This is a genomic window from Vibrio sp. 1151_11 (genome assembly GCF_029478525.1).
GTDB lineage: Bacteria > Pseudomonadota > Gammaproteobacteria > Enterobacterales > Vibrionaceae > Vibrio > Vibrio anguillarum.
The window spans coordinates 39,153-62,168 of sequence record NZ_SHMN01000001.1; the positions used below are offsets into that span (position 1 = coordinate 39,153).

The 23,016-nt window shown below is 45.7% G+C and carries 16 protein-coding genes; 1 reads left to right on the forward strand and 15 read right to left on the reverse strand.

Features of this window, described 5'->3' with window-relative positions:
* Positions 1-31 precede the first annotated feature (31 nt).
* The 15 genes from tssM to EXZ60_RS00240 form a co-directional block, all read right to left on the reverse strand.
* Positions 32-3,577, reverse strand: coding sequence for a type VI secretion system membrane subunit TssM (gene tssM, locus EXZ60_RS00170; RefSeq protein WP_017045001.1), 3,546 nt, complete (start codon positions 3,575-3,577; stop codon positions 32-34).
* Between the two features lie 17 nt (positions 3,578-3,594).
* Positions 3,595-4,992, reverse strand: coding sequence for a type VI secretion system protein TssA (gene tssA / locus EXZ60_RS00175; protein WP_019281678.1), 1,398 nt, complete (start codon positions 4,990-4,992; stop codon positions 3,595-3,597).
* A 9-nt stretch (positions 4,993-5,001) separates the two neighbouring features.
* Positions 5,002-5,661 carry a type VI secretion system-associated protein VasI gene (gene vasI, locus EXZ60_RS00180; RefSeq protein ID WP_013868303.1) on the reverse strand — a complete coding sequence of 220 codons (660 nt, stop codon included), beginning with the start codon at positions 5,659-5,661 and terminating at the stop codon, positions 5,002-5,004.
* Entirely contained in the window at positions 5,658-7,220 is a 1,563-nt protein-coding gene (locus EXZ60_RS00185; RefSeq protein ID WP_277435082.1) for a sigma 54-interacting transcriptional regulator, read from the reverse strand. Before EXZ60_RS00185 ends, vasI begins: the two co-directional genes overlap by 4 nt.
* Before the next feature lie 2 nt (positions 7,221-7,222).
* The gene (gene tssH / locus EXZ60_RS00190) at positions 7,223-9,841 is read right to left on the reverse strand and encodes a type VI secretion system ATPase TssH (RefSeq protein WP_170899006.1); all 2,619 of its coding nucleotides are present in this window, start codon (positions 9,839-9,841) and stop codon (positions 7,223-7,225) included.
* 23 nt (positions 9,842-9,864) lie between these two features.
* Positions 9,865-10,638, reverse strand: a complete 774-nt coding sequence (gene icmH / locus EXZ60_RS00195) for a type IVB secretion system protein IcmH/DotU (RefSeq protein ID WP_026027751.1) — start codon at positions 10,636-10,638, stop codon at positions 9,865-9,867.
* A gap of 2 nt (positions 10,639-10,640) precedes the next feature.
* Entirely contained in the window at positions 10,641-11,975 is a 1,335-nt protein-coding gene (gene tssK / locus EXZ60_RS00200; protein ID WP_017044997.1) for a type VI secretion system baseplate subunit TssK, read from the reverse strand.
* Between the two features lie 4 nt (positions 11,976-11,979).
* Positions 11,980-12,459: a type VI secretion system lipoprotein TssJ gene (gene tssJ / locus EXZ60_RS00205; RefSeq protein ID WP_013868298.1), complete on the reverse strand. Its 480-nt coding sequence runs from the start codon at positions 12,457-12,459 to the stop codon at positions 11,980-11,982.
* A gap of 2 nt (positions 12,460-12,461) precedes the next feature.
* The gene (gene tagH / locus EXZ60_RS00210; protein WP_277435083.1) at positions 12,462-13,934 is read right to left on the reverse strand and encodes a type VI secretion system-associated FHA domain protein TagH; all 1,473 of its coding nucleotides are present in this window, start codon (positions 13,932-13,934) and stop codon (positions 12,462-12,464) included.
* Between the two features lie 4 nt (positions 13,935-13,938).
* Positions 13,939-14,961: a type VI secretion system baseplate subunit TssG gene (gene tssG / locus EXZ60_RS00215; RefSeq protein ID WP_026028436.1), complete on the reverse strand. Its 1,023-nt coding sequence runs from the start codon at positions 14,959-14,961 to the stop codon at positions 13,939-13,941.
* Entirely contained in the window at positions 14,925-16,694 is a 1,770-nt protein-coding gene (gene tssF / locus EXZ60_RS00220; RefSeq protein ID WP_013868296.1) for a type VI secretion system baseplate subunit TssF, read from the reverse strand. Before tssF ends, tssG begins: the two co-directional genes overlap by 37 nt.
* A 6-nt stretch (positions 16,695-16,700) precedes the next feature.
* Positions 16,701-17,138: a type VI secretion system baseplate subunit TssE gene (gene tssE, locus EXZ60_RS00225; protein ID WP_013868295.1), complete on the reverse strand. Its 438-nt coding sequence runs from the start codon at positions 17,136-17,138 to the stop codon at positions 16,701-16,703.
* A 2-nt stretch (positions 17,139-17,140) separates the two neighbouring features.
* The gene (tssC, locus tag EXZ60_RS00230; protein ID WP_026027753.1) at positions 17,141-18,616 is read right to left on the reverse strand and encodes a type VI secretion system contractile sheath large subunit; all 1,476 of its coding nucleotides are present in this window, start codon (positions 18,614-18,616) and stop codon (positions 17,141-17,143) included.
* Positions 18,617-18,665: 49 nt separating this feature from the next.
* Positions 18,666-19,175: a type VI secretion system contractile sheath small subunit gene (gene tssB / locus EXZ60_RS00235; protein WP_017043584.1), complete on the reverse strand. Its 510-nt coding sequence runs from the start codon at positions 19,173-19,175 to the stop codon at positions 18,666-18,668.
* 387 nt (positions 19,176-19,562) lie between these two features.
* Positions 19,563-20,651, reverse strand: a complete 1,089-nt coding sequence (locus EXZ60_RS00240; RefSeq protein WP_277435084.1) for a sel1 repeat family protein — start codon at positions 20,649-20,651, stop codon at positions 19,563-19,565.
* Positions 20,652-21,225: 574 nt separating this feature from the next.
* Here EXZ60_RS00240 and EXZ60_RS00245 point away from each other — a divergent pair.
* On the forward strand, positions 21,226-22,923 hold the full coding sequence (locus EXZ60_RS00245) for an RluA family pseudouridine synthase (protein ID WP_277435085.1): 1,698 nt from the start codon (positions 21,226-21,228) through the stop codon (positions 22,921-22,923).
* The last annotated feature ends 93 nt before the right edge of the window (positions 22,924-23,016 follow it).

A 23,016-nucleotide genomic window follows, 5' to 3' on the forward strand; every position in this document is an offset into this window, starting at 1 on the left:
GAGCGATGACCAATCGCTCCTCACTATTATTTTAGTAAAGGGTTTTCGAGAGTTTGAATGACTTAAATAACCGCTCGGTGAATGGGTTAATATCTGCCTCTGAATTGAGTCGATAAATCATCTCACCACCGTCAACTGCAAACTTAAAGTCAACCGACGTGGAACTAGCACCCACCACATCACCTTGTTCAAGTAAGCGGAAAAATGCCCACGGGCCTTGGATATTAATACTTCGTGGCGACATATTATTTTTAGTCGGCACTAACGTTACTTTAGAGATCGCAGAATCACGCAGCGTATTTGGCCAAATCAACTCGACACTGTCTCTTGGGCCGTGACTATAAGCGAGATATTGGCCATCAACATTCAGCACACTGCGGCGTTTGTTGTTGCTCAAGCGTAGTGGTTCAACCGAGAAACTAACGTCTAAGACCCCTTTGCGGTTAAAGAAAGCTTGCTGAATTTTCTTCGCCTGCTTGAGCTGTTCTAGAACGTCTTTGCGAATAATCGACTGCGCGTTATCGTCATCATTGACCGCAATATTTTCTTCCACAAACATTCTTAGCTGGTTGTTGTAAAAGTTGTCTAATGTGCCGTTGGGCGCAAAAAACGCTTCAAAGTCAGAAAGAGAACTGTCTTTGTTAGATGACTCATTAAATGGATAGCGACCAGCTAATTTCTCTTCAAAGGTTTTGTAAACATCGTCATGCCAGCGAACTTCAAGGTGCTTAATCGCTTCTTGTTTGACAACATACCAACTCTCATCCGCCAGTTTAGACACCATAGTATCGAGCGGTTTAGGCAAACCTGATGCAATACGTTTCACAGTGTAAATTGGATCAGCGTTCACTAATTTTACGCGTGCTTTGGTGGCATCAAGCGCAGCCATACCAACATCTGGCGCTTCTTGAATCGATTTGAGGTAATTTTGCAACTCTTCCACCGCCACTAACACTTCATTGATGTACGCAGGCTTGTCTCCTACTGGCTTGAGCATAGCGTTCAATTCAGCAAAGGGCGCATCAATCTGCGAAGCAACTTTGTATTTTGGATTTTTTAACAGCTCTTTTTGCGCGGCTTCATCTTTAGGCACACTGGCATACATTTGAGTATTGCTTTCTAAAGTGCGAAGCAAACGCTGCATCGGTTCAATGTTGCCGGTAAAGTTTTCTAATACTGACACCGCGTCATTGATGTCGCTAAAATACTTAACGCTGATTTCATTAAGAGCCGCACGCCAGGTATTGGTGTAGTCCGCCACATACAAGCTGCGGATTTTGTTACGAAGGTCATGCTTATCCGCTTCGCTAAATTGAGCCGATTTGGATTGCCCTAGTACCCAACTGTCGATCAAGGCCAGCTCAGAAACGGATTCTGATTGCGGCATAAAGTAATCTTCAAACCCTTTTTTGGTAAGCATTTGCGGAATATACAGCGAGCTGCTGTTGACCACTCGCTCTTCAAAAACCACATCAAAGACGGGGCCAATCAAGTTGCGTAAATTGATCGAGGGGCCAAGAACCGTTTGTGCATTCAACTTCAAATTACGGTAAACACGTTGATCGTTAGGCATAGAACCAAGATCAGACTGCACTTTCGCTACCACCTGATCATAAGGCTTCATCACCGATTCTGCATTGCGATCACCGCGCGCGCGATCACCCGCTAAATCCGTGTGTAACATGGCGTAGTCTAAATGCCCCAGTAGTTCTTCTTGGATCACACGTTGCCCAGCAAACTCTTGCTGCCAGTATTTGGAGAAATAATCGAGTACATAATCCTTATAACGGCCGCTTTTATCTACCATCATGCGATAAACACGCAGTACGGCCAGCTTCTCTTCATCCGTTTTGGCTTGGTTAAGCTGCACAACGACATCAGCCATTAGCAGAGGTAAAAAGCGGTTTTCCAATAAATTCAAATAGGTCGCTTCAACCATTGGACCAATCGTGTGGCCTTGGTACAAACCAAAATCGGAAATGTACTGTGGTTTATCACGGAAGAAGCCAAACTCTAACGTCGCTTCACGAATTTTATTGAGCGGCACGAGAACATCTTGCTGAGAGGCTAAATAAAGATTAGAGGGGAACTCGTTTTTGTACTCGTTCACTTTCGCTAACACAGCATCAGAGTGCTTCACGTTGCTAAGGTAATAGCGATGCCAAGTGCCGACTAATAACACAGTTGCAATAGAACAAGCCACTACCGATAAACCAATCAAACGGCGTTTTTGCTTCGCAACACGAAAATTATCCGAGGCAAGCCCAGCTTCAGGATAGATAATGTTATTAAACAGTTTTTGTGTGAAATAAACCGTTGAGTTTTTGGCTTGCTGCGCTTTGTTGATCGCATGATCTAGCCCGTAACGACGTGAAGCGGCATCATCAAATGCGTTTGTGGGTACGCCCTGTTGATACACAGAAGTGAAATACGCACCACGCACCAAAGCCGACGTAGAGAACTGATCACTGGCCAATGCATCGTTGAAAAATTGTAATAAGATCTCTTTTAAACCAGAAATTTGACGCGTGAAACTATAAATAGCATTGCGCTCTTCGAGATCCATAGGTACAGAAACCGCATGCGGCAACACATCATTAATACGCTCAACAAACTGACTGTAGTCTTTTGAAAACTCGTTGAGCCAGTTATCCAAGTCATCAATAGAGTCAAGCGAAAAGGTAAAGCCCAGCACATCTTCACGCTGACTGCGCGAGTAATGTTTAAAGAAAGGTTCAAAACCGTGTAATAAATCCAATTTCGTCAATGCAATATAGACAGGCAGACGCGTGGATAACGTCTCCATCAGTTCACGTAAGCGAGCACGTAATAAATTGGCGTAAGCTTTACGCTCGGTTGCAGTTGCGGTTGCTAAATGAGAAACGTCTAACGCTAAAACGATACCGTTGAGTGGACGACGGCTACGCGTTCTCTCCAACCAATTAACAAAATGAAGCCATAAACGGCGCTCCATCGCACCATCGTTATCATTGCTGTGGTTACCTTGTGTCAGTAGCTCTCCATCTGGATCGATCAGTACCGATTCATCGCCAATCCACCAATCAAACGAATACGGGTTTTCACTTTTTTGACCCGAGGCTCGCATTACCGAAGAAAAAACAAAGTTTTGCCCAGAGCGGTTGATGAGGCTGGTTTTACCGGCATTTTCCAAACCGAGTACTAAATACCATGGCAACGCATAAAGATAATTACGTTTATTGAGGTTCTCTTTCATGCTGACCATCACTTGGTTCAGCTCAACCTCTTGGCGCTCTTCATAGGCTTTAATTGGATCTTGGCGAAGCTGATCTTCACGCTTTTGCTCGGCTTTAAAACCTTGCAATTTTCGCCACTGCCACACACCCCAAACGGCCAATGCACCTAAAGTGAATAAGCTGCTGGCCACCGCGCGAGCGGTTATCGATTCAAGTGGCTTATTACCCGCGATCTCTAGCCAAGGGCCTGCCCACCAAATCGCAACATTCAATAGAATGAATGTGCTAAATAGCAAAATAGGCATCGCCGCGGCAATGCCCGGTGTTAACTTTCTTGCGATCCCAACAATAAATTTCCACATGGGTTTGTGTCCTTCGTTTACTCTGACGTTGTGTATTGTTCTAATTGCTCAACTAATGAGGGTTCCCAATCGGTAACGCTCATGGTGCTAACCTGAGCATGTAACGTTTGGTACTGTTCTTTCGCCATCGCATCTAAATTATTGCTATTTAACAAATCAGCCGATAATAACCGCCAATAGAATTTATCCCTTGGCTCACTGGCGCTGACCAGACCATCGTTGAGCATAGAGAGCGCCACCGCAATGCCTCCCTCTTTCGCTAAGCTAAACGCCTCTTTGCGTTTGTCTTGCCAATCACCTGCTACTTGGCCTTGGGCGCTACTTTGCTGCTGGCTGAGTAGCCACTCTTTTACGCTCGCATTGACAAAAGGCTCGCCTCCTTTGAATTTCAACTCGAGCAGCGCAGGTAGACGTGCCACAAACTGCTGGCTTTCACTCAAAATGGCTTCACTCCACGCCTTTTGGCCTAAGCTTTGCGCGATTTGATAGCTCATCATCTGCCCTTCAAACCAGTAAGGTGCCATGGTCAAACTCTGCTCTACCTTGCGCCATAAGGCTAAATCTGGGCTACGCATTTGGTCGTGATACTCTTTGATTCGTTCTTGCGCCATCGCCCGTAACAGTGTTTCACCGCTTACGTCGTGCTCAGGTAATGAGGTAATACTTGACCACACGGCAAAACGCCTGACTCGTATTGCCAAGGCAATGCCGAACTCTTGTTCAGACAAAAACTCAGCTACCTTTAGTAAGGTCTGCTTAGTGGCTTTGTCACTTGAACTGTCGACTGAGATGGCGCTCTGGGTGGTGGTTTTACGTTCAACCGCCGGAGTCTCTTGCACATGTTGAGTCGCTTGCTCACGTTCTGTTGCACGGCGCAGTTGGACTTGAACTTTAGCCACTAGACTTTCAACGCTTTCAGACATCAGTCCGGCTTGAGTAGTCGCTTGCTGTAGCGCGTCGATCGCGGTGTTTAACTCATCACGATCTGGCCCATCAAATTGTGCGAAATCTAACTTGTCGATGACTAAGGCTAACCGCTGCACAATCTGGCTGAAGAATTTGCGACGTGGCAAACTGCCTCTTTTACCTGGCGCAGGGAAGCAATCTTCCCAGTAAAGGGACATGAAATCGCTCAGCAGCTGCAGCGACGTAGTGAAACGTAGCGGTGTGACTTGGTTATGCAGACACTGCAACAGGTAGATCAATAATTTGAGATCTTTACTTTTTTCGCTGAGCAGTTTGAGCGTACTGTGTTCGACTTCATCCCATTGCACGCTAGCGTGGGAGAGTGACCCCACTTTCATCATTTGATCTTCAACAAAATCAAACAGTGGATCATCAATCAGCCGCTCACCCACAGGGTTATCGGCTTGAATAGGCTGAGTAATACAGCGGCGATAATCGGTTAACTCCATTGGAACTCCTTACCAACCACAGCGTGTTTTTAGTGCCGTTAATGATTGCGAAAGCTCGCTCGCATCAAACTGCAATCCATCAACAAAAGGAGAGTTTGAACGCAGCACAAGGCGATTTTCTCGCGCCATCGCTTTCATCATCTCAATCGCTGGCATGCCTCTGCCTGAGGAAAAGAGCAAACCTAAATCGTCACTACGCCAAGATTGTGCCTGCATATTAGCAATCGACACTTGGATGCGAGGATCATCAATCGCGCTAGGAAACGCCAATTCCACTCGACTCAAATTGTCGATACAGCTCATCAGCAGCACAGGTTTAGCGTTATCGTCAAACTTTGTATTTTGATTTAACGCAACCAAAGTAATCCACGCATTCCCTTTATCATCGTCGCCCTCAACGGTTAAGTGACTTGCTTCCCCGTCTTGATACTGGCTGATGCTATCAAAAGCGCGTTGCCAAGATAGCGGCGCATTGGGCGTTGCCGCTTGAGGCATCACCACGTCAGAAGGCGTTTTAAACAGGTGGTCAAAACAGCTCAATCGCTCTAACCGAGATGTTATCGTCGTGCATTGCTCTGCTTGTGCTATAGCGTCATTTTCCGCATTCGCCATGGGGAAATACAGCGTCATAGAGAGGCAAACTGTGAGCCTAAACAACCGTTTATTCATGGTGTTTTAATCTCCAATTTTTGGCATTTATAGGCCAAGGTCCGCTTGGGAATACCGAGGCTTTGGGCCGCTTTGGCCCTGTCACCAGCAAAATATTGGAGGCGCTCACGGATAATACGAGACTCAAATTCATTCACCGCTTGTTTTAAATCATCCACCACTCGACTGACACCGGGCTCAGCTTTAGCGACCTTATGCCCATGTCGTTCAGTCTCTGGCTGCTGATCGGCTTTAGTGTATGCTAAACGTTGTGTAAAGCAGGACTCCTCCACCTGTGTGCCATCCAGTGTTTGCGCACAACCAAATTCAATAAGGTGCTTGAGTTCACGCACGTTACCGGGAAAGTCATAACGTTTTAGGCAATCGATCGCTTTATAGTGCACACCCCGAATGTTGGTTGCATGCTGCTGATTAAAGCTGCGCACAAAATGTTGGCTAAGCCGTTCAATGTCATCCATCCTTGCCGCAAGGCGTGGCAAAGTGATCGGGTACTGAAATAAGCGGTAATAAAGATCCTGACGAAACGATTTATTACGCACTTGTTCGAGGAGATTGACATGCGTTGCTGAAACCAAACGAAAATCAGAAGATTGTTCGTTTTTACCGCCAATCGGCCGAAAAGATCGAGATTCCAACACCCGCAGTAATTTGGCTTGCAGGCTCAAGGGCATATCACCGATTTCATCCAAAAACAGGGTTCCGCCATCGGCTTGCGCAATCAACCCTTGTTTATCGCTATCCGCGCCGGAAAACGCCCCTTTGCAGTAGCCGAACAGTTCACTTTCCAATAAGTTTTCAGGGATAGCCGCGCAGTTAATAGCAACAAATGGCGCTTGTTTACGGGGCGAGAGTTGGTGCACCGCTTGCGCGACCAACTCTTTACCTGTCCCTGTTTCACCTTGCACCATCACTGAAAGCTGTGATGGCGCGGCGTTGATGATCTGCTCTCTTAATTTTTTCATCGCCAAACTGTTACCGATTAAGGTTTCAGAGAGGCTCGCAATTAATGAGCGACGAGCGTTGTCTCGCTGGACGTCAGACAAGGATTCCGATAAGTTTTGTCGATTTTTTTCTTCCCGTTGCATCTCATTAAGCAACGACCACTGATGGCAAAACACATCCACATACTTGATAAAATCTGGCTGCTCAAATAGGCCTTCCAAGGTATGGGTTTCACCAATCAACAGCAAAATAGACTGAACTTGTGTATCCCCATTCGGTAACGGGTGTACAACCACGCTATCTAACATGCCGACCCGGCTAGTGAGTTGACTAAACAGGCGATTAGATTGCCAAAAAACCAATTCATCAGCGGTTAAGTGCATCGATTTGGCCGATTGCAATACATGGGCAAACGGACAATCAAAATCGGTGACCGACCAGCTTAAATTCAGCGGGTTATCCTGTGGCACTAAGGTACGGCCGTCTGAACTGGGAACCAGTAACAAGCAAGTATCGAGCCTTAGCTCTCGGCGCAGCGTTTCTACAAACAATGCGGCCAATTGGCTAGGCTTTCTCGCGACAACAAGCTCGGTTGCGTAAGCTAACCAGTGACTCATGATCACTCAACCTCTCCAATAAACTCACCCTCTTCCGCCGCTAAATAGATGCGTTGCACTGGTTGTTTATCAGCCAATTTATTTAACAAAGCTAATGAAATCGGTGGTAGTAATTGACCTTCGATGATCGCTTCCAGCATACGAGCCCCATTTTCAGAGCGCGTTGCACGGCTTAAGATCTCTTCGATCAAGCTATCTTCAATCACCACGTCAGCGGCATAACGCTGTTTAAAGAGCTGCTCAAGGCGGGTTAACTTGCCACGCACAATCTGCTCTAGCACTTCTTTGCTGAGCGGTAGATACGGAATAATCTCCATACGAGCCAGTAAGGCGGGTTTGAAGAAAGCCGCAAGTTCTGGGTAAAGCTGCTCATCAAGCAACTGAGGCTGCTGCGCGTAATCGACTATGGTTTGGTAACCTAAATTCGAGGTGAGGAAGAAGACGATGTTTTGGCAGTCAATCACTCGACCTTCACCATCGGCCAGCTCACCTTTATCAAAGGCTTGGTAGAAAATATTGAGCACTTCTGGGTGCGCTTTTTCAACTTCGTCTAACAGCACCACAGAGTACGGCATTTTACGAATCGCTTCGGTAAGAATGCCACCCTCACCATAACCAACATAACCCGGAGGCGAACCAATCAGGCGTGAAACGGTATGCTTTTCTTGATATTCCGACATGTTGATAGTGGTTAAAAATTGTTTACCACCATAAAGTTGTTGCGCCAGTTGGACTACCGTTTCGGTTTTACCAACGCCACTTGGACCCACGAGTAGGAAGGAACCTTTTGGACGCCCCGGACGGCGCAAATCCGCGCGCGCCGTTAATAAGTTACGGTGAACACGCTCAATCGCAGTATCTTGCCCTTTGATTGCCTCACCTAAAATAGCCGTTAGGTGGGTGATTTTATGCAGCTCATCGCTGTTCATTTGGTCAACGGGCACGCCCGTCCAGTCCGCAATCACTTCCGCTATTTGCTGAGCATCGACTTGTGGATGCATGAGGCGATCATTATGAGGGATCACTTCTAAAGCTCGATATTGCTCCTGCAATTGAACAAGTAACTCATCGCGCTCAACTTGGGTCTGCTCACCATGCTCCTCAGCGCCATCTAAGAGCTGATCGCGTAGGGTAATAATGCGCTCAATGATCGCTTTTTGCTCTTGCCAGCTTTGAGTCAAGGTCGCTTTTTCAGCTTCATCGGCCACTTCTTGGCTACATAGCTCATCCAAGCGATGCGAATCAACCACTTGACCTAAATATTGAGCACGCTCAAGCATATCAATTTCAAGTTGACGTTGATGGCAAGCGGTCTCTAGTTGCGCTAAGCGCTTCGGCGGTGTGGTGATATTAATTGCAATACGCGCGCAAGCAGTATCCAACACATCAATCGCTTTATCCGGCAGTTGTCTACCTGAAATGTAACGCGCTGAAAGCTCGGCGGCGGCTTTCAATGCATCATCAGTAATCAATACGTTATGGGCTTTTTCGTAAACACGATTCAAGCCACGCAGAATATCTACTGCTTGGCTGATGCTCGGCTCTTCTAATTTCACCAATTGGAAACGACGAGTCAGCGCAGGATCTTTTTCAAAATACTTTTTGTACTCTTTCCATGTGGTGGCTGCGACAGTACTGAGCTCGCCTCGCGCAAGAGCCGGCTTGAGCAAGTTGGCCGCATCACTACCACCCTCTTGGTTGCCAGAACCAATTAAGGTATGCGCTTCATCGATAAACAAAATGATCGGTTTAGGCGAGGTTTTGATCGCGTCAATCACGCCTTTAAGACGTTTTTCAAATTCACCTTTGACTGAAGCACCCGCTTGCAACAAGCCGAGATCGAGTGAGCACAACTCTACATTTTGCAGCTGTGTCGGCACATTGCCCGCAACGACGCGCAATGCAAGTCCTTCAATCATGGCGCTTTTACCGACACCAGCATCTCCCACAACGATAGGGTTGTTTTTACGACGACGACACAAAATGTCGATCATCAAGTTGAGTTCGTTTTCACGACACAGAACAGGGTCTAGTTCGCCGTTACGCGCTTGCGCCGTGACATTGGTGCAGTATTTATGCAGTGGCGAAGATGACACTGCATCCAGCGCAGCAGGAGCTTGAGAACCCGCTTTGCTTTTTTCAACCGCCGACTCGGAAGAGTCTTGCAACAGCGTATCAAACCCTTTGTTTAGGCTCTCTTTGTTGATGTGTTCAAAAAGACGGATTAGTTTAAGTGGTAGGTAACGATCAGCGCGCATCAACGCGGCTAAAAACACCACACCTGAACGAAGCTGATTCTGATTCAGCTCAGTGGTAGAAAGCAACCAAGCTTCCTGCAATAGCTCAACCAACAGTGGCGAGAATGCTGGATAGGTATCTAACACTTGCTCACGAGCGTAACTGGCACTGATGGCTTGTTTTACGGTTTCCACATCTAAGTTAGCGTGCTTAGCTATCACACGCACATCCGAAAGTGGGTTCTCTAACAGCACATGCAGGAAATGCTCATAGGTCACTTCTGGGTGCTGACGTTCAATACATAATGAAGCGGCTTGCTCTAGGGCTAGCTTACTCTGTTCATTGAGTTTTGAAATTAATGTGGGTAATTCAATACGGATCACTACAATCACCTAGCCTTTTATAATTAGAGTATTTGGTTCAATTGGTTTAATACGTCTGCCGATTGGCTGTGCAGTAAATAGGAATAGCCTAAAAACACACCGACCCAAATAATGACAAAACCAAGCAGCACTGACCAAACCGGTAACTGCCTGCTTAACTTATATTTTGATTTCACCACATGGTCCGTGGCGGAGGTCAGTTCTTTCGGCTCGTTTTCATCCAACGAACTGACGGTGTCATGTAAACGACTGATCACCTTTTCACGCTCGTTGTGGCCGCTTTCCATCACACGGTATTTACCTTCAAAACCTAACACTAGGCATTGATAGATAAACTCTAGCAACGCGCGATAACGTTTAGGTTCACCTTCCAAGCGACTTAAGATGGTAAACACTTTTTCGCCGCCCCAAGTCTCACTGTGGAAACGAGACAGCATAGAATGTTCAGCCCACACACTGGATGCACCCCACTCGGTTCCCATGACGGCTTCATCCAAAAACGCGCACAGAATGTAGCGATAAGCCATCAAAATCGCATGCTCAAACCCTTGCTCGGCAAGCTCGATTTCAATCGCTTTAATCTCTTCCACCGTCTGTTTGTAGATCTGCTCAATGTTGTCGCACTCTGACAAGCTGCGTACCCGCAGCGACAAACCAAACAGAGGGGTAGCAGCATCAATCAAAACATTAGGGTTATCACCACGCAGTTGAAACCAGTAATCTTGGTCGTGGTTGATCTGCTCGACGCTGTCAAAAAGCAGACCGCTGTATTGGGTGTTTTTTTTATCAATGGCCATCATCAGCTCCTAATCGCCCAGAATTGCAGGTCAAGATCTTCAAACGCACCCGCGACATGGAAAGCAAAACCACTTGAGCGACCTAACATCGACCATGCTGAGCTGGTTTTATCCAATTGGTAATAGGTATAACCGGCGTGGTAAGGCAACTGCCTTGGTGCCACTGGTAACGGTGTAATTGGAATACCCGGTAATTGCAGTGAAATGAGCTCGCGGATTTTCTCCACTGACGATACTTTGGTCTGCTGAGTAAAGAGACGACGCAGTTCATCTAATGGCATGCGTGCTTTCACTGCGATGATGAATTCTGCGCTTTCAACCAGTTGAGGGTCGTGGATTGGGGCAACCATCAGGCCGTACTTACGTTTATCCAACTGAATCGAGACCGCTCTAGGCTCAAGCACGATACTTAGGCTCTGTCTTAAGTTGCGGATCAGCGGCCCAAAAGAGTGGGTCGGCATTTCATGGTTGTAGCTCGGGATGCTCGGTGGTAAACGACTTTCATCGGTAAATGTAGCCAATTCTCCACATACGCATGACAGGCACTCAAATAAACGTTCCGGGTGCAAACTGCGTAGCTCTGCCAAGTGTTGCATCTGGGGTTGTAGACGATTCAGAGCTTGCAACAGCATAAAATCAGACACATCCGCGACCCCGCCTTGAGAGGGAGAGCTGATACGTTGAGCAATGTTTTTGGCACGTTCGCGCATTAACCCAGAGATTTCGTTAATAAAACGGTGCAAAGCCGCATTGCTCGCAACATTAAGATGGCACGGAATAAAGTCCGGATCGAGTACGACACTGCCATCAGGACGTTTTTCTAAAATACGAGCGATCGCAATTGAGGCATAAGAGCTTCTGTCTTCTTTTTCAAGCATCAACTGCACACGAACAGGTGAGACATCTAGCGTCGTGGTGTCACCGCGCACGGTATGCACATCACGCACTTCTAGACGATTGCTTAAATAACGCCCGGTTCCACGCTCTTCAGGCCAGTTAATCTCCATTAACGATTCACTGCGAAGTGGTACCGCTAAATAGACCAACTGGTTTGCAAGCGAAGCATCGGCAATCTCGAGCGCATCTGGCAGCACATCTTCCTGAGGAATACGGAAAACGGTTCCATCAGGCATAATGCCGACCGCACGTTCGATCGCGATACGACCAAAAGAGAGATATTCAGGGTTAAGTGATAACTCTGATACTCCGTAAAGATAGCCACTGACTGATGAGATGCGTTCATCAATATGATATTCAAAATAGCGTTGCTGCTGCTGGAAATGCTGCGGTTTAATGAATAGACCTTCATTCCAAATGACACGATTACGCGCAAACATCTTGTTATTCCACCCTTTCCAGTTTTACATCGTAGTCTTTGAAATACATCAAAAGATGGTATTCCCTACCTTTGTTAAGCACTTTGACGGCCTTTTTCCATTCACTCAGCTCAGGTTCAGCAAAATGCGCCATGACCCCAATGTAGTTCGTGCCTTCATCAATCTCGAACGCGTTCACAAACTTAAACTGGCCTGGTGTCATTACATAATCGTAATTGGCGATAAAATTGCTGCGTAACGCTTTTTTGTAGTCTGCCTTTACTTGGTCATAATCGGCAGACATAAACATCGAATCATCTTTGAGCTCAAACACTTGAACCTCTATCGGCGACGCTTCACCCCAAATATTAGGGTTAGTACCTTCATCACTAACGAGACTGAACGTTACCTTGGTCGGCTGTGTGGCTGGCTCATACTTTTCTGATGAGCTACAGGCGGTTAATACCGTCAGTAGCATCAGCAGGACAAAAGACCGCTTGTTCACCGTTATAGCTCCAGCTGTTTTTCACGAATTTTCTTGTCGTAAGACTGCTCGAAAATTTCCCAAAACAGTTTCTCAAATCCTTTTTGGCGATTAGAAGTGAGCTCTTGGTAGTAGTGGCAATACATCTCCCACGCCCAAGCATCTGAAGAGTGGTTCTGTGCATCACTATTGCGCTTGTAATGTTGGAAACGGCGCAGTAGCACTTGAGGAGAAAAGGCATTAAGAATCTGATTTAGGGCTTCGCTAGTGGCGTGCTGCATTGCTTCGTTATGATCGCGCACATTTTTTAGGCTTTCGGCAATCGCCGCTGGGGCAGACAAGTGCACCACACTTTTATCAGCATCATACAGAGTACGAATGGTTTCTTCGTATGATAGCCCCAAGCGAAGTGGGTTATCTTCAATCGGTTGCAAGTTACGATTCATCATACCAAAACGCCCTTCACTCACTTGCTGGTGAAGCTCAAGCAAACCTTGCACACACGCTTGCAACGATTGCCCAAGCTCTTCTGAAAGCATGTGCATTTTCGCCATATCGTGGCTATTACCAACGTCAACACCTAGCCCAGTGAGCATGGGGCCGGTCAATAAGTGTGATGCATTGTTTGACGAGCTGTTGTGTTGCTCGGAGTGAGGGTGGTAACTTCTCGCCACTTCTTCCTCAAGTAGATCTAATACTTTATCGTCCATCGCTAAGCCCTCAGGTACGTTGTAAATGCTGTTATTAATGTTCAAATAAGTCGGTGGTTGCGCAGTCTCATGGTGCTCAACAGCCGGAATAGGTGGTAAATCGGTGGAGGTTTTGCCAAAACCGAGAATTTTCTTTAATCGAATCGATGACGTCATCTCATACTCGCTGTCAGCTTGAGGCGTAAACTGCAGTTGCGACTGCTGGCTATCGTATTCTGGCACTAATGAATGTTGTGCTTGTGCGAGTGGTTTTTCCGTCTCTTCAAGCAACGACTCTTCTTGTTTAATGCCTTGCAATAAATCATCTAAAGCGGCAATAGGGTCCATTGAGCTCGGCTCTGGTTCATCCTCGTCGCGGCTGATATCATCCAATGGACCATCTTTGAGTAGATCGAGCCCCTCTTTAGCAAACAGCTGATCCAAAGAGCCATTAATCAGAGAATCGTCTTCACCCACTTGACCAAAAATGACACGAATTTGGTAAGGTCCAATGGCCACTTCATCTTTATGCTCCAACTTAGCCGAGGCACCTTGCCCTAACGGCTTATGGGAACCATTAACATAGGTATTACCAACCAGATCTTGAATGCAAAACGCACCATCAATCACACGGATGGCGCAGTGATGATTTTGAATTTTCCCTTTACCGTCACGAAGCTGCCAATGCGCATCACTTGCAGAGCCAATCACACCGCCTTGCACATTAAACATCGCTTGTGCGGATAATCCTGATTCCAGTAGTTGCACATTCGTCACTACCATTGAAAGCGTTTGCTTATTCTGCATATCGCTATTGCCTTACTTGTATAAGCACGCTTTTGTCCGCCAAATCGCGCCCTAAAAATGATGACCAACCCAAAGCCACACCACTGTCATGGCATAAACTCATCACCGGAGCCTCGCTCTCGTGCATGGTCAGCTCAAGGTCGTAAGCCATCTGCTCTCGTAAAATAAACTCCACCAACTTACACAGCGGTTGATGTTCTTTGCCTGATGGCAAAAAATCGGCAAATCGTTCTCGAGTTAAGTTTTTGATACAGATAACAAACTTACCGTTACAGTCCATCACTGACTCACCCAACATGCTGTTGATCCCAAGCTCACCATTCTGCTTACCTAAGCAAAACTGCTGATAAGGCTCTATCCGGACTTTGCGTCGAACCCACTGGCGAATACTGACTTCTTGCAGATCAAAGCAGTGCGCGATGATGCCAGACACCACTTGCGGTGAACGACTTCGGCCAGCCAAAGTGCCCGCATAAGCCAGCATCTTGCACCAATTTATCGGTGTTTCGCCGCGCAAGTCCGCATCACCCAAACCGACTAAAGCAAACAGCTGTGATGAAAATTGATCCTGCGCACCCGCTTGAAAACGGACGTAATAGCGATACTTTCGCCATACGCGATACACAAGGTTAATCAACCGGTTATTGAAAAAATCTAAAAAGGGCCGCTTGAAACCACCGGGATCTTCTTCGACCAATTGCTGCAAAATAAAACCAGGCAACGGTGACTGTGCCCCAGTTAATCCAAAAAAATTGGTTTGTAAGATCAGGCGCTCATCTGCGAACTCACGTAAATCCGTTACGTCTGCTGGTGCAAAGCCTAAACTTGGGTTGGCACTGAATACCAACTGGCATGTCCGCTCCCAATCTTCTGATTCAGGATTAAACGCATTAAGTTTTTGCAGCAGTTCCACCAACTGGTAGAAGTTGTACGTTCGTACATCGCTTGGTAAACCCAGTAGAGGCTCCGGCACAGCCGCCGCAGCCATCTCTAGATCAATGGCTGCATTCCTGTCTGTGTTCCCCATGTGTACTTCTCTTGATTGGACGCGTTAATAACGATCAGCTCATGAAACGAATTGATGCTGGCATAGAGGGCAAAAAAGTGGCTAAGCACTGTGCCAAAGAGGTAAAGCTCCCCTTCTGAACCAAAACAGTTTTGATCAATATGAATCGTCGATTGCAGCCCTCGCACTGGCAAACCGCGCAATATTTTATCCACGGGTTGCGACTCAATTTTTTGGATCCCTTCAAGACGCAAACGCGCAACACGCTCCGCTTGGCGATCCACCAAGGCTCTGAAATCGTAAGCTCGCAACACACTGCTTAAGGCATCTTTGGACAGCAGCGATAAATAATTCAGCGATAAGTTAGAAATCAATACCCACAATAGACTGCCATCCAGTACTGGGCGCAGAGATTGTGAAGGCACGGTAATATTGCTGAAAGTGGCAAAGGGGGGCGAGCTGTCTGTCGGCTCACAAATGTCACCGACACCGAGTTCGAGCGGTAATAAGCGATTGGTGCAGGTGAGTTTGAGCGAGATGGCTTCATCGACATGCATCGATTGCGTTTCATCTCCGCGAATGAAAGAGATGAAATTATCAAATCCATCGCCACGGATACTGTCTCTCACTCGTGTGCGGTAGTAGAGCGCTTCACGATTTCGAACCCGCTCCACTTCATGCTGAAAACTTTCAAATGCTGAATAGACACGTTTTTCACCCCGAATTCGTTGACTGGCTTGAGTTTTGTCTTGCCAACCGAACACGCCGTCAACGCTGAACACTTCATAGTGAGAAGGATAACGACTAGAGGGGATAATGCGATACTCTGAACGCTTGCCCGTTAAATCGATCGGATCGGCATCATGTTCAAACAAATTAATGACAGGGGTGCAGTACAACTGGAAATTATCCTGACGCACTCGAACGTCCGCTGGCAGGGTTTTCGAAAAACTGATTTTCAGTTTGAACGCACCATGCACTGATTTCGGCACTACGCTAGCCAGACGGGTAATGTCAACAAAATGAAATGCTTCAGGAAACGACAAGTATTCCTGCAAAACGCGATAACCTTCATACACATTGGAAGGATAGGGCAAAAGCGACTGCTCGCTATCAAACCCGACCGTTTGGAAGCTATTGCGCGGCAGCGTAAATTCTACCCCCGCGACTTCAACAGAAATCTTATCGAGGTAGTGGTTGAGCCATAAATAGAGCATTTGTGAGCTGTATTTATCACCACCTAAGTAAAAGCGCAGATCATCAAGATGCGCATCACCGACGCTTATCTCACCCAACATATTAAGCGACACTTCGATGATGGTCGCTTCTCTAGTATGTTGCGCAGTGACGTCAGTACATTTCAGTGGGTAAATCTGCACGTCACGACAGGTTCTAAAGTGACATTTGGTGCCGAAAACAGGCTTGCTATCGAGCTGAGTGCCACGAGCAATTTGCTGCTTATCACTGACACTTTTATCCGGTGTGAACGAGACAATACTCATGCTTGGCACAGGACGTAAGTAGTTTGGCCATAGCATGTTGATGATGGAGTGCGTTAGCTCAGGAAATTCATCTTCAACTTTTTCGCGCAAGCGAGCGGTGAGAAAGGCGAAGCCTTCCAATAAACGTTCGACATCAGGATCCGTCGTTTTACCGTGTAAAAAGCGAGAGAGTTGAGGATGAATTTCAGTGAAATGCTTTCCTTGTTCTTTAAGGAAAGCAAGCTCTTCTCTGAAGTACTTATCTTGAGCCATAATTTTCTAATACACTCGGTACTTTCGGTTTTGATCCAGTAGCAGGTTGAACTGCACTTTCTCATGTAACGCATCACTGTTTATTTCGGCCACAATATGGAAGCGCAGCATCAAAGGGCTAAACACGTCCGACTCGGATCGAATCACAATATTTCGTAAACGGGGCTCATACACATCTAAGCAGCTTTGTATCGCAAGCTTAATCCGCAGCGATAAGTCTAAGGTTTCTAACGTTGCATCGTTAAAATCCACTAAACCTAACGTTGGAGCACTTTGTGCCTCACCCATGCGAGTATTCAAAATATTGGAAACATTGCGTTTGATTGATTGGAGCACATCCCATGCATTTGGCCCTTGAGTCAAAGACATAGGCTTGGTGCCAGCTTCTAAACGTTCAAAGAAGCCGACACCAAATGCACTCTCTTCAGGTGCAATATAAGTCATGGTTATGCTTGATCTAATCGACCAACCAATGACAATTCAAAGTTCGCGCCCATGTACTTAAAGTGAGGACGAACAGAGAGAGAGACCTGATACCAACCTGGTTCACCTTCAACATCCATGACTTCGATTTTTGCAGCACGAAGAGGACGACGACTACGTACGTCTGCTGGTGGATTTTCTTGGTCAGCCACGTACTGTTTGATCCAGCCATTAAGCTCACGTTCAAGATCTTGACGCTCTTTCCAAGCACCAATTTGCTCACGCTGTAGCACTTTGACGTAGTGTGCAAGGCGATTGATGATCATCATATATGGCAGTTGCGTACCCAACTTGTAATTGGTTTCCGCTTCTTTGCCTTCTTTGGTATTCGGGAATATTTTTGGCTTTTGGATCGAGTTTGCAGAGAAGAATGCGGCGTTATCACTGCCTTTACGCATGGTTAAAGCAATGAAACCTTCTTCTGCTAATTCAAACTCTTTACGGTCAGTGACCAACACTTCAGTTGGGATCTTACTTTGCAGTGCACCCATCGATTCAAACACATGCACTGGCAGATCTTCAACCGCACCGCCACTTTGTGGGCCAATGATGTTTGGACACCAACGGTACTTGGCAAAGCTATCGGTTAAACGAGTAGCGAAAGCAAACGCGGTGTTACCCCATAGATAGTGTTCGTGTGAAGCGCTGACACTTTCCACATAATTAAATGATTTAATTGGGTTTTCTGTTGGATCATAAGGTACGCGCAATAAGAAACGAGGCGCAGTCAAGCCAAGGTAACGCGCATCTTCTGATTCACGTAGAGAACGCCATTTAGTGTATTTAGGGCTTTCAAATGTTGACTTAAGATCCTTGATATTTGGTAGCTCTTCAAAAGAATCGATACCAAAAAACTCAGGGCCTACACTAGAAATGAATGGAGCATGAGCCATCGCACCAAGTGCACCCATGTATTGCAGTAGCTTCATGTCAGGGGTTGATGGCGTGAAAGCAAAGTTACCGATGATAGCGCCAGTCGGCTCACCACCAAATTGGCCATAACCAGAAGAATAAACGTGCTTATAAAGACCAGATTGCGTCGTTTCTGGTGCAAATTCAAAGTCTTCAAGCAACTCGCCTTTCGTTACATGCAACAAATCAACCTTGTTGTTTTCACGAAAATCGGTACGGTCAATAAACAGTTTCAAACCACGCCATGACGATTCCATCTGCTGGAAACGCTCTTCGTGCAAAATCTCATCCATTTGAGCACTGATTTTCTTATCAAGCTCAACCAGCATTTGATCAACGAGTGATTTGTTAACCGGCTCTTCCGTTTGATTCGAACCGATGAGATTCTCAATAAACGCAGCAACCCCTTTCTTCGCAACATCATACCCTTCTTCAGTCGGTGCAATGCGCGTTTGTGCCATGATTTCATCAAGTAAACTGCCTTGGGTGGCACTTTGTCTCTCTAAGACGGCTTCAGTAGTAGACATCAATTTCGTTCCTAAATTTGATTAAATAAAAAGTTGGGTTGATCAAGCCTTATGCTTGAGGCTCTTCTTCTTTGCCGCTCACTAGGCTTAGCTCAGATAGAAGTTTTTCACGCGATTCTTCCGAATTTAGTAGCTCTTGTAGACGCTCTCTAAACGCGGGAATATTGCCCAAAGGACCTTTTAAGGCCACAAGAGCTTGGCGTAGCTCAACCAATTTATTTAATTCTGGAACTTGTGCTGCCACTGAATCCGGTTCGAAGTCAGCAAGAGATTTGAAACTAAGCTCAACAGGAAGCTCAGCATTTTCATCGCCACTCAGTTTATTGCGCACTGTAGTGGTCAGTTTCAAATCGCTTTCACGCATAACCGCTTCAAAGTTGTTCTTGTCCACTGAAACGGTCTGTCTCTCTTCAAGTGGGGTCTCTTCGGTATGGCCTTTAAAATCACCCACCACCAGAGTTTTTAGCGGTAACTCAACTTCAGCCTGTGCATCTCCCGTTGCTGGAATATACTTAATATTAATCCGCTCTTTAGGAGCTACACTTCCTTCTTTAGACATATTACGTCTCCAATACCTATGCCAATCATTGTCAAAATTACGGACAAGAGCGTAGCTAAACTTAGTTACCACTTACTCAGGCCGAGGGTTACATAACGTTGTAAAAATTAAAGTTAAATCTATTGGACTTAAGTTCTAATAGAACTCAAGTCTCTTAATATTTATTATCTGGTAGATTTTAATGAGCATTTAAACAATAAATCCCATTAATTAGCATTAGCTATTAAATTCTTCCCTAAACTACCCCATCAGATTTATCGATATTTTCATGGGGATTTAAAATTCTCGGCACATTCTATTCATATAGGAGCATTTTAAATATAAAAAATCACAAAAACATGATCTTCACCCAAAAAAATATGCCGTTTCTAATACTGTATAATTTAACTAATTAATATCCCAAAAGACATCATGATAATAAAAATTCAGACTATTCTTATAGTTAACAAATATGCCATTAGCTTGTGCTTTTTCTTCCTCACTCATCTTACCAGCAAGGCTTTCTTCCTCTAATTCCAATATTGAGTAGAGCGACTGCATACGTTCAGTACCAGCAGCAGAGAGATATAAATCTAAATAGGCTTGCGCTTTGATCCGATCGGGAGTCACAAAATGATAGGATGCGCTATCGCCGAGCAGAATCTTAACTACCGTTGCCAAAGAGGTAATATCACCTTGCTCTAACGCCATCAGTCGCCATTGATAGGCATCTTCAAAACGGCCTTTGCTCTCTAAAATACCGATGTAGCGTCTCATCGCAGGGATATAGTTTGTCTTCGCAGCCGCGAGATAGAGCTCTCTCACCTTGGTCTCCCTTTCTCCAGGCATTAAAAACAGGCCTCCACCCGCTTGAACTTGCTTTGCTTTATCCATCAATGCTCGTGGATGATTAAAACTGACCGCTTTATCGAGATAGTAGCTATACATCTCGTTATCCATACCTTTGTAAAACTGGGCAAGCTCGTAAGTGGCTTGTGCAGGTTCATCTCGTCCTAAACGAATCAAACTATCGTAATACTGGCTTTTCCAATACTGCACATCGCGATCTCTTAACCACTTGGCATCAGTATAAAGATGTTTCATGGCGCGACGATTGCCTAATTCTGCGGCTTTAAGCAGATATTCACGCGCTTCAGGAGGCGTTCTAATGGTCGTTTTGTAGTTCGAAAGCTCCATCGCGTAGAGAAAGGCGGCATCCGAATTGTCGTTGTCTGCCGCGTACTGGAGGTATGGTCGCGATTCCATATTTTTGTATTGCGCTCGAAGCAGTCGTCCGGTAGCAAACGCTTTTTCTGGAGACATATTTCCTACTTCATACACTTCTGCTGCAGACGTTTCTTGCTCAGCATGTAACACCATCGAAGGAAATAAGGAGAGCGCTAAAATGGCATATGTTTTATTAATCCACATTGACGCGACTTCCAAACTTGACGCTTGCGGAACACACAATGATAGACGTTGGCAGAAATCCATCATGAACCGTTTCCATATTACCCACTACAATACTCTGACTCATTATATTTCCTTAACTGACTAACCATTTATCCATAAACACGTAAGCAAAAATCATTCCCTTCAATTACGCTTACTTAAGAATAAAGCCCCACAGCCCGAGCGGGCAAAAAATTGCCCAACCGAGCAACAAATTGCCCGAGCGGGCATAATATTGCCTATATGATAATCAATACTCAGCCTTTACCCATCAAAATTAAAAACAATACACTCATTAAATTAAATAGAATCAGGAACCAATCACTACAAATAGAATTAATGACAAAAAACTAACATAAATCTGACATTATTTTTCTCGGAAATAAAATTAATTAATCCTCCAATCATTCTATATGTTTTAAATAAACGTATAGCATCAGGTTAAATCGACACTGTTAACTTATTTTTTTGGGATTCACTAGGCTATATTAATGATATTAATAAGCTAGTTACATTAATTAATCGTGTCATCATCGACGTTCAACCAGAAACTGGCATTTCTAGGTCAAATCAGTACAATTCTGCGTTCTCCACCACCATCCACTGCGAGCCAGAGAAAATGCCGACACCAGCGCCCTGTTTTACTGCCTTTAAAAAACCGATTGAAGGCTACTCTCTGCCTGAGCGTTTTACTTTCCCATTTTGTTACGAGCCGCATCCGCTTTGCGAATTAGCGGCAAGCCAGCTGCAACAACACCTGCTGAACCAGCAGAATTGGCAACATAATTTTGGGCTCGATAATCACGGCGTGCTAAACCAGCATCCGGAAGCTATCGGGAAAATGTTTGGCGTTTTAGTGGTGCGTAAACAAAGTGGAGAGCTAGGGTACCTGTCTGCATTCTCGGGAAAGTTAGCTGAGCAAAACCTGCTGCCGCATTTTGTGCCGCCTATATTTGACATGCTCACTAACGATGGTTTTTTCTTGGAAGGCAGCGTACCAATCAATCAAATTAATCAGCAAGTTGAACAATTGGAGTGCGATCCACAGCGTGCGCTACTTCAGCGGCAATGGGCCACGGCCCAACAGCAGGCGCAAGATGAATTAGAAGCGCATCGCCAACTGATGATTCAAGGTCGTGAACAGCGTAAACAGCAACGCATCCTTGCCGAACAATCAAATGATGCCCAACAATTGCGTGAAACCTTAGATTGTCTCGCCAAACAAAGTGTGGCTGAAAAAACGTTCCTCAAGCAATTAAAACGAAAATGGGACGTCAACCTCAACGAACTACAAGCGCAAATAGACGCATTTCAAGAACAGATTGATGCATTAAAAGAGCAGCGTAAAAATCTCTCTAATGCGTTGCAGCAACGACTTTTTTCTCACTATCGGTTTCTCAATCAATACGGCACTGAAAAATCTCTGGGGGAGATTTTCCGTCTTACGGCTAACCCTGTTCCACCAGCAGGATCTGGAGAATGCGCCGCACCAAAATTGCTGCACTACGCGTTTCAACATCAGATGACACCGATTTCACTCGCCGAATTCTGGTGGGGAGCGTCACCAAAATCTGAAATTCGTCAACACAAGAAATTCTATCCTGCTTGTCAAAACAAGTGCCAACCGATTTTGGCTCACATGCTTGATGGGCTGAAGCTCGATGATAACCCGCTATTGCATAACCCAGCGCAAGGCAAAGAGATCGACATCATCTATCAGGATGAAGCCATTATTGTCGTCAACAAACCTGCCGAGTTTCTATCCGTTCCCGGAGTCAACATTCAGGACTCGGTTTATACTCGTCTGCAACAAATGTTTAGCTCAGATGAAGGGCTTTTTGTGATCCACCGCCTCGATATGTCTACTTCAGGTTTATTGGTGTTTGCTCTCACCCGCCGAGCCAATAAAAGCCTGCAGAAGCAATTTATTACTCGCGGCGTTGAAAAACGCTATCTTGCCTTACTCGCTGGTGAATTACAGCAATCGCATGGTGACATTCGCTTACCGCTGCGGGGCGATTTAGATGACAGGCCGCGTCAATTGGTCTGTTTTGAACATGGCAAACCCGCTGACACTCACTGGCAATTAATTGAATGCCGGGATGGATTCAGTAAAGTCTACCTCTACCCCAAAACAGGACGAACCCACCAATTGCGCGTGCATTGCGCTCATGTGGAAGGACTCAACCTGCCCATCGTTGGCGACGATCTTTATGGCACGAAAGGAGCGCGTTTACATCTACATGCTGAGTCACTGAGCTTTGATCATCCTTATACCAAGCAAAGGATGACATTCACGGTGGATGCCGAGTTTTGATCGACCATTCCGCTTTAGTGACATTGAGGTGACAAATCCTGACTTAGCACAGCTATAATTTCGTGAATGCGAACCTTTTTCTAAGTGCTTAAC

Coding starts and splice junctions, on each gene's coding strand:
- tssK (WP_017044997.1), bottom strand. CDS start 11,975: ATGTTTGCGCGTAATCGTGTCATTTGGAATGAAGGTCTATTCATTAAA.
- tssB (WP_017043584.1), bottom strand. CDS start 19,175: ATGTCTAAAGAAGGAAGTGTAGCTCCTAAAGAGCGGATTAATATTAAG.
- EXZ60_RS00185 (WP_277435082.1), bottom strand. CDS start 7,220: ATGAGTCACTGGTTAGCTTACGCAACCGAGCTTGTTGTCGCGAGAAAG.
- EXZ60_RS00245 (WP_277435085.1), top strand. CDS start 21,226: ATGCCGACACCAGCGCCCTGTTTTACTGCCTTTAAAAAACCGATTGAA.
- tssM (WP_017045001.1), bottom strand. CDS start 3,577: ATGTGGAAATTTATTGTTGGGATCGCAAGAAAGTTAACACCGGGCATT.
- vasI (WP_013868303.1), bottom strand. CDS start 5,661: ATGAATAAACGGTTGTTTAGGCTCACAGTTTGCCTCTCTATGACGCTG.
- icmH (WP_026027751.1), bottom strand. CDS start 10,638: ATGGCCATTGATAAAAAAAACACCCAATACAGCGGTCTGCTTTTTGAC.
- tssF (WP_013868296.1), bottom strand. CDS start 16,694: ATGGCTCAAGATAAGTACTTCAGAGAAGAGCTTGCTTTCCTTAAAGAA.
- tssA (WP_019281678.1), bottom strand. CDS start 4,992: ATGGAGTTAACCGATTATCGCCGCTGTATTACTCAGCCTATTCAAGCC.
- tssE (WP_013868295.1), bottom strand. CDS start 17,138: ATGACTTATATTGCACCTGAAGAGAGTGCATTTGGTGTCGGCTTCTTT.
- tagH (WP_277435083.1), bottom strand. CDS start 13,934: ATGCAGAATAAGCAAACGCTTTCAATGGTAGTGACGAATGTGCAACTA.
- EXZ60_RS00240 (WP_277435084.1), bottom strand. CDS start 20,651: ATGATGGATTTCTGCCAACGTCTATCATTGTGTGTTCCGCAAGCGTCA.
- tssC (WP_026027753.1), bottom strand. CDS start 18,616: ATGTCTACTACTGAAGCCGTCTTAGAGAGACAAAGTGCCACCCAAGGC.
- tssG (WP_026028436.1), bottom strand. CDS start 14,961: ATGGGGAACACAGACAGGAATGCAGCCATTGATCTAGAGATGGCTGCG.